At 68.3% G+C, this 11,491-nt stretch carries 12 protein-coding genes; 3 read left to right on the top strand and 9 right to left on the bottom strand.

Annotation, left to right across the window (positions count from 1 at the left end; translation table 11 throughout):
* Position 1: 1 nt before the first annotated feature.
* Genes EL338_RS05290 through EL338_RS05270 form a run of 5 tightly spaced genes read right to left on the bottom strand, consistent with a single transcriptional unit; the run spans position 2 to position 5,570 of the window.
* Entirely contained in the window at positions 2–1,402 is a 1,401-nt protein-coding gene (locus tag EL338_RS05290) for an MCE family protein (protein ID WP_126332769.1), read from the bottom strand.
* Entirely contained in the window at positions 1,399–2,427 is a 1,029-nt protein-coding gene (locus tag EL338_RS05285) for an MCE family protein (RefSeq protein ID WP_126332768.1), read from the bottom strand. Before EL338_RS05285 ends, EL338_RS05290 begins: the two co-directional genes overlap by 4 nt.
* A 47-nt stretch (positions 2,428–2,474) precedes the next feature.
* Positions 2,475–3,950: an MCE family protein gene (locus EL338_RS05280; protein ID WP_126332767.1), complete on the bottom strand. Its 1,476-nt coding sequence runs from the start codon at positions 3,948–3,950 to the stop codon at positions 2,475–2,477.
* A 7-nt stretch (positions 3,951–3,957) separates the two neighbouring features.
* Complete coding sequence (locus EL338_RS05275) at positions 3,958–4,806, bottom strand: ABC transporter permease (RefSeq protein WP_126332766.1); 849 nt, start codon at positions 4,804–4,806, stop codon at positions 3,958–3,960.
* A complete protein-coding gene (locus EL338_RS05270) occupies positions 4,803–5,570 on the bottom strand; it encodes an MlaE family ABC transporter permease (RefSeq protein WP_126332765.1) in 768 nt (255 codons plus the stop codon). Before EL338_RS05270 ends, EL338_RS05275 begins: the two co-directional genes overlap by 4 nt.
* A gap of 322 nt (positions 5,571–5,892) precedes the next feature.
* Between EL338_RS05270 and EL338_RS05265 the strand changes: the two genes are divergently transcribed.
* Positions 5,893–6,747, top strand: coding sequence for an alpha/beta fold hydrolase (locus tag EL338_RS05265; protein WP_179967165.1), 855 nt, complete (start codon positions 5,893–5,895; stop codon positions 6,745–6,747).
* On the opposite strand, the gene EL338_RS05260 is transcribed toward EL338_RS05265, so the two are convergent.
* On the bottom strand, positions 6,744–7,700 hold the full coding sequence (locus EL338_RS05260; protein WP_126332764.1) for a 2-hydroxyacid dehydrogenase: 957 nt from the start codon (positions 7,698–7,700) through the stop codon (positions 6,744–6,746). The genes EL338_RS05265 and EL338_RS05260 overlap by 4 nt on opposite strands.
* A 121-nt stretch (positions 7,701–7,821) precedes the next feature.
* On the opposite strand from EL338_RS05260, the gene EL338_RS05255 reads away from it, so the two are divergent.
* On the top strand, positions 7,822–8,442 hold the full coding sequence (locus EL338_RS05255) for a TetR/AcrR family transcriptional regulator (protein ID WP_163792029.1): 621 nt from the start codon (positions 7,822–7,824) through the stop codon (positions 8,440–8,442).
* Positions 8,443–8,449: 7 nt separating this feature from the next.
* On the opposite strand, the gene EL338_RS05250 is transcribed toward EL338_RS05255, so the two are convergent.
* On the bottom strand, positions 8,450–8,614 hold the full coding sequence (locus EL338_RS05250) for a hypothetical protein (RefSeq protein ID WP_126332762.1): 165 nt from the start codon (positions 8,612–8,614) through the stop codon (positions 8,450–8,452).
* Positions 8,615–8,643: 29 nt separating this feature from the next.
* Between EL338_RS05250 and EL338_RS05245 the strand changes: the two genes are divergently transcribed.
* On the top strand, positions 8,644–9,360 hold the full coding sequence (locus EL338_RS05245) for a guanylate cyclase (protein ID WP_126332761.1): 717 nt from the start codon (positions 8,644–8,646) through the stop codon (positions 9,358–9,360).
* On the opposite strand, the gene EL338_RS05240 is transcribed toward EL338_RS05245, so the two are convergent.
* Both EL338_RS05240 and EL338_RS05235 read right to left on the bottom strand, forming a co-directional pair.
* Positions 9,309–10,850, bottom strand: a complete 1,542-nt coding sequence (locus tag EL338_RS05240; protein ID WP_126332760.1) for an AMP-binding protein — start codon at positions 10,848–10,850, stop codon at positions 9,309–9,311. The two genes, EL338_RS05245 and EL338_RS05240, sit on opposite strands and share 52 nt — an antisense overlap.
* Before the next feature lie 11 nt (positions 10,851–10,861).
* Positions 10,862–11,461 carry a hypothetical protein gene (locus tag EL338_RS05235; protein WP_126332759.1) on the bottom strand — a complete coding sequence of 200 codons (600 nt, stop codon included), beginning with the start codon at positions 11,459–11,461 and terminating at the stop codon, positions 10,862–10,864.
* Between the last annotated feature and the right edge of the window lie 30 nt (positions 11,462–11,491).

Genomic DNA, 11,491 nt, shown 5'->3' with positions numbered 1-11,491 from the left:
GTCACTGTCCGGCCTCCCCTTCAACCGGGCCCGGGGCCGGGCCCTGCGGCGCCGGCACCACGGCCTGCGTCACCGGGGGCGTCTGGCCCGGCGCCGTCTGCAGCATCGGCGGCCTCGGCGGCTGCGGAGTCGACGCCACCCCGGCCGGGGCGGCGGCGGGCGGTCCGGGCGGCGGTCCACCCGGCGCCGGTGCGGGTCCGGGTTCGCGATACGGGTAGCAGTGCGTGCCGGACAGCGGGATGCCGGGCGGGCCGCACGCCTGGTCTCCCGGGTTGCCGGTGATGGCGTCGGGCAGGTTCAGGCGCGGCTCGCCACCCTGGCCGGTCCGCGGGTACGGCACGGGCAGCGCCGGGGTGCCGGGCTGGCCGACCTGCGGGTCGGTGAGTTCGGACGGCAGCAACACATTCGGGTCCAAGCCGAGGTCGGAGAACGCGGCGTCGATGAACGGCTGCACGAACTGACCGGGCAGCAGGTTGGCGATGTAGGACTTGAAGAATGGTCCGGAGCCCACCGTCTCGCCCAGCGACATCGCGTAGGTGGCCAGCATGTTGATGGACTGCTTCACGCGGTCGCGCCGGTTGTCGATCGTGGCTAGCACGCCGTTGAGCTTCTCCAGCGCCGGCTGCATGGTCTCGCGGTTCTCGGCGATGAAGCCGCGCAACTGCCGGCTCAGCGTAGAGATGTTGCCCGAGATCTGATCCAGAGCCGCGCTCTGGCTTTGCAATTCGGCCATCAGCGCGTTGGTGTTGCTCACCAGGCTGACCACCTGCTCGCTGCGTTCGGCCAGCACGTGGGTCGACTTGTTGGCGTTGGCCAGCAATTCCCGCAGTTGCGCGTCCTTCTCGTTGAGGACGTCGGAGAACCGGGCCACCCCCTCGACCGCGATCCGCAGATCCGGCGGGGTGTCGGCGAAGGTGTCGGAGAGCACCCGCAGCGAATCGGAGAGCTGGTCGGTGTTCAGACCGCTGATGGTCATCGTCAGATCGCCCAGCGCGTCGGGCAATTGGTACGGCGAGGTGGTGCGGTCCCGCGGGATGGTGTCGCTGAGTTGCCCGTCGCCGCGCGGAATGACGTCGAGGTACTTGGTGCCCAGCACGGTCTTGGTCTTGATGGCGGCCTCGGCCCGGTCGCCGAGCCGGATGTTCTTGTTCACCTTGAACTTCACCAGCACCTGCTGGTCCTCCAACGAGATCCCGGTGACCTTGCCGGACTCGAAACCCGAAACCTGCACCTCGGCACCGTCATACAGCCCGCCGGCGTCGTCGAAGTAGGCGCTGTAGGTCTTGCCCTGGTTGAAGCCGGGCAGGTTCTGATAGTTCAGCGCCGCCAGGACCAGCGCCGCCACACCGACGATGCCGATCAGCCCGATCACGTAGGGGTTGCGCTCTGCGAAGGGTTTCATCGCGGCGTGCACCTCCCCGTGTCCTGGCCTGCCACCTTCACATACACCGGCTGACCGCCCTTGCCGTTGAGTTTCAGCGCCACATCGCAGAGATAGAAGCTGAAGAAGTCGCCGTAGATCCCCTGCCGGTTGAGCACCTGGTAGGAATCCGGCAGCGTGTTGAGCACGTTGTCGAAGTAGTCGTGATCGGCGAGCACCAGTCCGGCCGACCGATCCGTCTCGGTGACCACCTTCTGCAGCGGCGGACGCGCCGCCGACAGCAGATCGGCGACCGTGCCGGCGGCCTCGCTGGTGTAGGCGATGCCGTTGGCAATGTCCTGCTTACGCTCGCCCAGCGTCTGGACCAGTTCCGAGATGGCCACCACGCCCTTGTCGAACTGCTCGCTCTGCCCGGCCAGCGAACCCAGCACCGTGTTGAGGTTGACGATCACCTCGCCGATCAATTGATCGCGGTCGGCCAGGGTGTTGGTCAACGATGCGGTCTGCGACAGGAACGAACCGATGGTCGCGCCCTGCCCCTGCAGCGCGCTGATCAGCTGGCCCGACAACGCATTGATCTGTTCGGGTTCCAGGGCCCGGAACAGCGGGCGGAAGCCACCGATCAACGCGTCGAGGTCGAGCGCCGGTTGGGTCTGGGTCATCGGGATGGTGTCACCCGGGTCGAGCCGGGCGGTGCCGCCGGCGCCCTCGACCAGCGCCAGGTAGCGGCCGCCGATCAGGTCGTCGTAGCGGATCACCGCGCGGTTGCCCTCGGTGAGGACCACCGACTCGTCGGCGGTGAAGTCCACCATGACGGTGCCGTCGTCGTTGACGTTGATGTTCTTGACCTTGCCGACCTCCACGCCCGCGATGCGGACGAAGTCGTCGTTCTCCAGACCGGTGACGTTGCTGAAGTGCGCCCGGTAGTCGAGCTCCTTCTCGAACCGCAGTTCGGCGAACACCGCGAACAGCGTGAACATCCCCAGCAGGCAGACCGCGATGAACACGGCCAGACGCCAGGCGGCGCCTCCCAGGTTGCCTCGCATTGCGGTTTACCTCTCGATACGGGTGGTGGTCACGGTGGTGGTCACGGTCAGGGCGTCGGGGCCGCCGGTACGGGTGGCGGTGGGTTCGGGAACGGGACCGTTCCGGGGAACGGCACCACGAACGGTTCCGTACCCGGGGTGGGGCCGGGGTCCCGCGGCGCACCGGGTGGCGGCGCCGGCGGCAGGTTGTTCCACAGCGGGGTGCCGTCCGGTGCGTACATCGGGGCGCCGTAGGGCCAGTCGCCCGGCTCGGGGATGACCTTGGGCGGGTTGCCGACGGTCGGTCCGGGGGCGGGCCCGCCGAACAGGTTGCGCACGCTCGGCGGCTCCGGCACGCCACGGGTGACGGGCAGGTAGTTGGCCCAGGCCGGGAAGCCGATACCCGGGTTGGGGCGGATGTCGACCCCGGTGCCCCAGCCGGTGTTGGTCACCAGCGCGCGCACCGGCCAGTTCTCGTCGACGATGGGCAGCGAACCGCAGCCGGGCTTGCCGCCCGGACCGCCCTTGGCGCCGATGATCGGCAGGTGGTCGGGGAAGCGGTACTGGTCGTCGCCGGCCAGCGCGCCGCCGTCGACGATGAACGACTTGCCGTTGCCGCCGGTGGCCTCGTAGCCGCCGTTCTCCAGCAGCCAGTGCGCACCGACGAGCATGCAGGTGTACTGCGGGTTGTACTTGTGCAGCAGGTTGGTGGTCGGCTCGAGCACGTTGATCGCGTTGACCAGGTTCGCCTGGTTCGGCGCCAACAGCTCGATGCCGCTGTTGGACAACCCGATCACGTTGAGCAGCAACGCATCCAGCGGTCCGGAGTTGTTGGAGATCGTGACGCTGGTGGTGCTCACCGCGTCCAGGGTGGTGACGATGTTGTTGGCCGCGGCGCTGTAGGCGTCGCTGAAGCCCTCGAGCGCCTGCCAGTCGGCGCGGATGGTGTCGGCGCGCGGATTCAGCGCCAGCAGCACCTGATTGGCGTCGGTGGTGGCCTGCCCGATCCGCTCACCTTCGCCGCGCACGCCGTCGGCCAGCGCCGACAGGGTCGCGTTGAGCTTGGAGGTGTCGACCTGCTCGAGCACCCCGACCAGGTTCTCGAAGACGGTGTTGACCTCGGTGCTGACATTCTCCGACTTGAGCACCTGCCCCTCGGCCAGCCGTTGGTCGCTGGGGTCCTCGGGATAGATCAGGTCGACGAACTTGGCGCCGAACGCCGTCGTCGCGCGGATCTGCGCGCCGACGTTGGCGGGGATGTGCTGGACCTGGTCCGGATCGATCTCCAGGCGCAGCGAGACGGCGTCGGGTCCCGTGCCGCCACCGTGGATGGTGCTGACCCGGCCGACCTGCACGCCGCGAAGCTTCACCTTGGCGCCGGATTCCATCACCAGACCGGAACGCTCCGAGGTCACGGTGACGTCGACGTACTTGTTCAGCGACCCGGTGAACAGTGCCGCGGTGATCCACACCAGGGCGGCCAGGAAGGCGATCAGGATGAGCGTCCACCATGCCGGCCGCAGGCCCTTGTCGTCGTGTTCCATATCTCCGCTACCCCGACAGGTTGAAGTTGCCGGACTGCCCGTAGACGGACAGCGAGATCATCACGGTTACCAGCGCGGCGACGATGAGTGAGGTACGCACCGCGCGTCCCACCGCCTCGCCGACGCCCGCCGGGCCGCCGGACGCGGTGAAGCCGTAGTAGGTGTGCACCAGCATGATCACCAGCGCCATCGCCACGGCCTGCAGGAACGACCAGATGAGGTCGACCGGGTTGAGGAAGGTCCGGAAGTAGTGGTCGTACACGCCGGTGGCCTGGCCGTAGAAGAAGGTGGTGCCCACCCGGGCCGCCAGGAAGGACATCAGCACCGCGACGCAGTACAGCGGGATCACGACGATCACGCCGGCGATCACCCGCGAGGACGCCAGGTAGGCGATGGTGCGGATCCCCATCACCTCCAGCGCGTCGATCTCCTCGTTGATCCGCATGGCGCCGAGTTGCGCGGTGGCGCCGGCGCCGATGGTCGCGGCCATGCCGACACCGGCGGTCAGCGGCGCGATCAACCGCACGTTGAAGAAGGCGGAGGCGAAGCCGGTCAGCGCCTCGACGCCGATGGACGCGAACTGGCTGTAGCCCTGCACCGCCACCAGCGCGCCGGTGGTCAGCGTCAGGAAGCCGACGATGGCGATGGTGCCGCCGATGACCGCGAGCGCGCCCGCGCCCAGGCCCATCGCGGCCATCAACCGGATGACCTCGCCCTTGTAGTAGACGACGGCGTCCCACACGCCCTTGATCGTGTAGCCGTAGAACTTGGTCTGCCGGCCGATCCGGTTCCAGCCCTCGGCCCACTCCCCCAGCGTGCGACGCAGGCGCACAGCGGTATTCGGCGCGGCGGTCATGTCGTCACCTGCACCCCGACGGCGGTCACCAGAAGGTTGATGACATTGAGCGCGATGAAGGTGAACACCACCGTCTCGTTGACGGCGTTACCGACGCCGGCGGGCCCGCCGCCCACCGAAATGCCCTTGTAGCAAGCGATCAGGCCCGCGGCCAGGCCGAACAGCGTCGCCTTGACCAGACAGATCACCACGTCGACGGGGCCGGTGATCAGGGTCAGGCCGGCCACGAATGCGCCGGGGGTGACGTGCTGGAGGAACACCGAGAACAGGAAGCCGCCGGCGATGCCGACGACGACCACCGAGGAGGCCAGCATCAGCGCGACCAGGGTGGCGGCCAGCACCCGCGGCACGACCAGCGCCTGGATCGGGTTGATGCCCATGACGCGCAGCGCGTCGAGTTCTTCGCGGATGGTGCGGGCCCCGAGGTCGGCACACATGGCGGTGGCGCCGGCGCCGGCGACCACGAGCACGGTGACGATGGGGCCGATCTGGGTGACCGTGCCGATGGCGGCGCCGGTCCCGGAGAAGTCGGCTGCGCCGAACTCCACCAGCAGGATGTTGAAGGTGAAGACCAGCAGCACGGTGAAGGGGATGGCCAGCATCAGGGTCGGGACGATGGAGACCCGGGCGACGAACCACGCCTGCAGGATGAACTCGCGCCAGGCGAAGGGCGGCTTGAACATCGCGACGAAGGTGTCCAGCGACATCGCGAAGAAGCCACCGACCGAGCGGACCGGCTTGGCGAACGCAGCGGCGGTGGTCATGGCGCGTCCTCCCCGGCGGCAGCCGCTGCCCCGGAGGGCCTCAGGCTGGGCGGGATCATCTGCTGCATATGCGGCTGATCACCTCCCGACATGCGACACCTGCTTCCTGCGTGACCACTGTGGCCCCTGACACAGGACTGCCGAAAAGGTACCCCACCGCTTCGCGCTCGGCGGGTGCTTTCAACAGACCTTCGAGGTCCCTACTGACCAGTAGGCGACTGAATCTTTGCACACGCTGTTCTCAGATGGGCGCCATAGGTCACTTACCGCCCCTAAAGTCCCCGCGACAAGCCGAAATGCGCAGCTGGGTAACGTCAGCGCGGTGAGTACAGCGCAGACCGTCGAGTTGACCGGCGTCGACGGCATCACCCTGGTGGCCGACGAATGGAACCGCCCGGAGGGGCCGGGTGGCTCCGAGCGGCCGACCATCCTGATGCTGCACGGCGGCGGCCAGAACCGGTTCTCCTGGAAGAACACCGGGCAGATCCTCGCCGACCAGGGTTTTCACGTGCTCGCGCTGGACAGCCGCGGCCACGGCGACAGCGACCGCGCCCCCGGCGCCGACTACGCGCTGGAAACCATGGCCAACGACGTTCTGCGGATCATCGACAGCATCGGCCGGCCGGTGACGCTGATCGGCGCGAGCATGGGCGGATTGACCGGCATCCTGGTCGCGAGCCTCGGTGGCAGCGCCAAGGTCACCAAGCTGGTCCTCGTCGACGTCGTGCCCCGATTCGAGAAGTCGGGCAGCGCACGGATCCGCGACTTCATGTTCGGCCACGTGGACGGCTTCGATTCGCTCGAGGACGCGGCCGAGGCGGTGGCGGCCTACCTGCCGCACCGGACCAAACCGCGCAGCACCGAGGGACTCAAGAAGAACCTGCGCCTGCGCGACGGTCGGTGGTACTGGCATTGGGATCCGGCGTTCCTGACCGCGCCCGGCGACGATCCGTTCCAACGCACCGAGAAACTCGAGGAAGCCGCCATCGGTCTACAGATCCCGCTGCTGCTGATCCGCGGCAAGCTCTCGGATGTGGTCAGCGCCGACGGCGTCAAGGACTTCCTGGCCAAGGTCCCCCAGGCCGAGTTCGTCGAACTCGGCGAGGCCGGCCACACCGCGGCCGGCGACGACAACGACGCCTTCAGCGAGGTCGTCGTGGCGTTCGTCACGCGCTAGGGGGCCTTTTCCGGCCGCAGCACCGGGGTCACCAATTGCCCTGTGCGCAGGTAGCTTTCGAGGTTGCGCAAGGTCAGCTCCGCCATGGCCCGGCGGGTTCGCGCGGTGGCGCTGCCGATGTGCGGGAACAGCACCACGTTGTCGAGCGCACGCAACGCCGCGGGCACATGCGGTTCGTCGGCGAACACGTCCAGTCCGGCGCCGGCCAGTCGGTCGGCGGACAGCAGTTCGATCAGCGCGGCCTCGTCGACCACGGTGCCGCGGGCGATGTTGATCAGGTAGCCCTGCGGCCCCAGTGCCGTCAGCACCTCGCGGTCGACGAGTTTCTCGGTGCCCTTGCCGCCCGCCGTGGCGACCACCAGAATGTCGACCGACTCGGCGAGTTCGCGCGCCGAGGCCGCATACCGGTACGGCGAGCCCTCGATCCGTCGGCGGTTGTGATAGGCGATGGTGCAGTCGAAGGCCAACAACCGCGTGGCGACGGCGTTCCCGAGGCGGCCCAGTCCGAGTATCCCCACGGTGCTGCCGGTCAGGTCGCGCGCATAGGGAAAGACTCCCTCGGTGGCCCAGCGCCCCTCTCGCACAAAGCGATCCGCGGAACCGAACCGGCGAAGGCACATCAGGATCAGACCGATGGCGGTGTCGGCGACGGTGTCCGACAGCACGTCGGGGGTGTTGCTGACGCCGATGCCGCGCCGCCCGGCCGCGGCGAGGTCGATGTTGTCCACGCCGGCGCCGTTGTTGACGACGGCCTCGAGCTCGGGCAGGGCGGCGAAGAGTTCGTCGTCGAGGCCGCGCCCGCCCGAGGCCAGGATGACCTTGACCGCCGGACCGTGCTCGGCGAGGAACCGCTCGCGCTCCTCGCCCGGCGGCGGCAGGACCAGCGGCTGGTAGCGCAGGGCGACGAGTTCGGCCAACTGGGGTTCGAGGCCACCGACCTGAAGGATGTTCATGGTTACCACTGTGACCGATCGCAGCCGGGCGTGCGCGGCCGCGTGGAATCGGGCGTGCGAGATCTGGCCGGGCGTTATGGTTTTCGCAGAGGTCGGAACGTCATCGTGTCGAGGATCCGGAATGGCCAAACCCCGCGTGGAGCCACGTCAGCAGCGGTCCCGGGACACCTATGAGCGCATCCTGACCGTGGCCGCGGACATCTTCACCGAACTCGGCTACACCGGCACCACCACCAACAAGGTCGCCGACACCGCCGGCATCTCCATCGGCACGCTGTACCACTATTTCCCGGACAAGGACGCGTTGCTCTATGCCCTGGCCGAACGACACCTGTCCCGGGGCGCAACTCAGGTCGAGGCCGTTTTCCAGGGCCTGCGCGAAACACAGCCGGGGCTGGAGGACTCGCTGCGCACGGTGATCACGGCCATCGTGGGCATGCACGTCGACGAGTTCAATCTGCACCACCTGCTGTGGGACAGCGCGCCGCGCTCCAAGGAGTTGCAGCGCCGGATGTACGAACTCGACCAAGCCATCGCCGCCGAGGTGCTGTGGCACCTCGAGCTCACCGGGGTAGCACGGGAGAACAGCGCGCTGATCGCCGACCTGCTCGTGGCCGGGGTCGAACGGCAGGTGCACCGCGCGACCATCGATCCGATCCTGCACGGCGACCCGCGGGCCGACCCCGAGCTGCTGATCGAGGTCCTGACCCAGCTGTGGAAGTGCGCGTTGGAGGGCAGTTAAGCCACAGTCAATCCTGCTCGCGCTCGGCCTCGGCGAGCCGTTGGTGCAGTCGGGCGCGGATGTCGTTGGGTGTGTAGGCCTTGCGGCGACGCTGGTCCCGGGCCACCAGGACCCCGCCGGCGGCCACGCCGACGACACCGGCCAGGCCGATCCACTTCCAAACATTGCGCATCGTCTCATTCTGCATAAGCTGCCCAGGTGATGGCGCGCACCGGAGAACGACACGTCACGCTCGATCAGGCGCTGGAGGCCACCCGCACCGGGGACATCTGGTTGTTTCGCGGCGCCTCGGGGCCCGACCGGGCGATCCAGACGCTGACCAACAGCCCGGTCAACCACGTCGGCATGACGGTGGCCATCGACGACCTGCCGCCGCTGATCTGGCACGCCGAGCTCGGCGACAAGCTGCTGGACTACTGGACCGGCAACCACCACCGCGGCGTGCAACTCAACGATGCGCGGGCCGCCGTGGAGCAGTGGATGAACAAGTACGGGCAACGCTGCTGGCTGCGTCAACTCACCCCGTACGCCGACCGCGAGCAGGAGGACCGGCTGCTGAAGGTGATCGCCCGCATGGACGGGACCCCGTTCCCGAGCACCGCGCGCCTGACGGGCCGCTGGATGCGGGGTCGGCTGCCCACCGTCAGCGACTGGACGCGCGGGCTGCCGTTGGTGCACAACCGGGTTCGGCGCTCGGCGGAGAAGGGTAAGCAGCATCGCCGGATGGCCGGTCTGGAGACCGCGTACTGCGCGGAGACGGTCGCCATCACCTACGAGGAGATGGGGCTGCTGAGCACCGAGAAGCGGGAGAACTACTTCGATCCCGGCTCCTTCTGGAGTGGGGACCGGCTGCCGCTGCGCGCCGGTTACGAGTTGGGCGAGGAGATTTCGGTGGTGCTCAGCGACTCGCGGGCGTAGCGCCGAACCGCGGCTTTGTCGACCTTGCCGTTGGTGGTCAGCGGCAGCGCCGTGCGGAACAGCACGTGGCGGGGACGTTTGAAGCCGGCCAGCCGGGCCCGTACGTGCTCGATCAGCGCGGCAGGGTCTTCTTCGGAACGCGTGACGACGACGGCACAGACGGCCTCGCCCCAGTGCGGATCCGGAACACCCACGACGGCAACATGTTCGACGGCCGGATGCGTCGACAACACATCCTCGACCTCGCGGGAGGACACGTTCTCGCCGCCGGTGATGATCACGTCCTTGAGTCGGTCGACCACCACCAGGCGCCCGGCCTCGTCGAATCGTCCGACATCTCCGGTGTGCAGCCAGCCGTCGACGGTCAACGGTTGGTCCGCGGGCCAGGACCGCGGGGCCACCTGGGGCCCACGGACCAGGATTTCGCCGTCGTCGCCGAGGCGGACCTCCACACCCGGATGCGGGCGGCCGGTACTGGCCAGGATCGACGGCTGGTCCTGCGCTCCCGCGCGATGTTCGTCGGGCCCGAGAAAGGCCAGGTTCCCGCCGGTTTCGGTCATGCCGTAGCCCTGATGGAAGCCCGCATCGAGTTGCCGCATCGCGCGGCGCAGCAGATCGGCGGGGATCGCCGCCGAACCGTAGGCGATGTCGCGCAGGGTGGGCAGCGTGGCGCCGGTGCGTTCCAGATACTCCAGCAGGCTGTGCAGCATGGTCGGCGCCAGCGAACAGGACGTCACGCCGTGGCGGTCGACGACGGCCGCGAAGGATTCCGGCCGGTAGGCGGCCACCGGCAGCACGGTGGCCTGCACGGCATGCTGGACCAAGAGGTTATAGCCGGCGATGTGGCACATCGGGAACGGCAGTAGATACACCCCGCCGGGCGCCACGGCGCGGCCGGCGACGGTGCCGGACACGGCAGCCAGCAGCGAACGGTGCGAGTGCACAACACCTTTCGGTGCGCCGGTCGATCCGGTGGTGAACAGCAGCCACGCGGCATCGTCGGTGTTGGCATCGTCGGTGTTGGCATCGTCGGTGTTGGCATCGTCGTTGTTGGCACCGTCGTCCTCTGCCGCCGGCGCTGAATCCGACCATTCAGCGTCGTCGAAGGCGATGAGCCGGCGGTCCGTCCCGGCCCCCAGTGCGGACAGGTACTTGGCGTCGCCGAGCACCACCGCGGGGTCCACGACGGCCAGCTGTCCGAGTTGTTCCTCGGCGCTGAGCCGTTGGTTGATCAGCGCCAGCACGCGACCGCCGCGGGGCACACCGTAGTACAGCCCCGCATAGTCCAGTCCGTTGTCGGCGATCACCGCGATCCGATCGCCGGGCCGGCTGCGCCGACCGACCCACTCGGCAATTTCGGTGATACGCCGGTCGAATTCGGCGAAGGTCACGCTCGGCCCGTCGGGCACCACCACCGCGGGTCGCTCGGGCACCGCGGCGGCGGCCGCCGCGATCAGGTCGTGTAACCGGGTGGGGCTGGTGACAGGCACGCTGTCGTCGGCTACGAGGTGCGCAGGAACTGGCCGTTGGCGTCGTAGTACACCGACTGCCGGTCGCGCTGCGGTCCGTTGACGATCGAGAGTTGCACCGGGCCGGTCTCGTCCTCACGACTGGCCGATACTCCGGAGGCCGACATCTCGCTGCGTTCGCCCTGCACCCGGTCGAACGAGTCCTGCCACGCTGCGACCAGGGTTTCGGGGCTGACCTCGTGCGCACCGAACAGCGTCGCGGTGAGTGCCTCGTAGTTGTCCGCGCCGCCGTAGTCGTACGGATGCACCAGCCGGCGTCCGTCCGGGTAGGCGACGTACTGGTTGAGTTCGGTGGGCTTGGCGGGGTCCAGCGCGTCGAACGTCGCGGAGCCGCCGGGCGAGATCATCAAGCTCTTGAGCTGGATCTCCTCGAGCGGGGCACCGGTCTGCTCCTGCAACGTCGACAGCGCCCAGTTCACCGTGTCCAGGGTCAGTTCGCTGGGTTGCTCGGCGGTGGCCGCGGTGGCCACCGCGCTGGGCTCCGAGGCGGGGGCGACACCGTTCCCGCACGCCGTCACCGTCGCGCCCAGAAACACCGCAACACCGATCGCCGTCAGCCTGCTTGTCCTCATACCCTCATCAATCTGTCTTGAATTGTCATG

It is taken from the genome of Mycolicibacterium chitae, assembly GCF_900637205.1.
GTDB classification, from domain to species: Bacteria; Actinomycetota; Actinomycetes; order Mycobacteriales; family Mycobacteriaceae; genus Mycobacterium; species Mycobacterium chitae.
The sequence above is the reverse complement of the archived record's forward strand: the minus strand, read 5'-3'. Positions and strand labels throughout refer to the sequence as shown.

Bases quoted from the DNA above. Each gene is read 5' to 3' on its own strand.
- EL338_RS05290 (WP_126332769.1), bottom strand. From the start codon at position 1,402: ATGAAACCCTTCGCAGAGCGCAACCCCTACGTGATCGGGCTGATCGGC.
- EL338_RS05285 (WP_126332768.1), bottom strand. From the start codon at position 2,427: ATGCGAGGCAACCTGGGAGGCGCCGCCTGGCGTCTGGCCGTGTTCATC.
- EL338_RS05280 (WP_126332767.1), bottom strand. From the start codon at position 3,950: ATGGAACACGACGACAAGGGCCTGCGGCCGGCATGGTGGACGCTCATC.
- EL338_RS05275 (WP_126332766.1), bottom strand. From the start codon at position 4,806: ATGACCGCCGCGCCGAATACCGCTGTGCGCCTGCGTCGCACGCTGGGG.
- EL338_RS05270 (WP_126332765.1), bottom strand. From the start codon at position 5,570: ATGACCACCGCCGCTGCGTTCGCCAAGCCGGTCCGCTCGGTCGGTGGC.
- EL338_RS05260 (WP_126332764.1), bottom strand. From the start codon at position 7,700: ATGAACATCCTTCAGGTCGGTGGCCTCGAACCCCAGTTGGCCGAACTC.
- EL338_RS05255 (WP_163792029.1), top strand. From the start codon at position 7,822: ATGGCCAAACCCCGCGTGGAGCCACGTCAGCAGCGGTCCCGGGACACC.
- EL338_RS05250 (WP_126332762.1), bottom strand. From the start codon at position 8,614: ATGCGCAATGTTTGGAAGTGGATCGGCCTGGCCGGTGTCGTCGGCGTG.
- EL338_RS05245 (WP_126332761.1), top strand. From the start codon at position 8,644: ATGGCGCGCACCGGAGAACGACACGTCACGCTCGATCAGGCGCTGGAG.
- EL338_RS05235 (WP_126332759.1), bottom strand. From the start codon at position 11,461: ATGAGGACAAGCAGGCTGACGGCGATCGGTGTTGCGGTGTTTCTGGGC.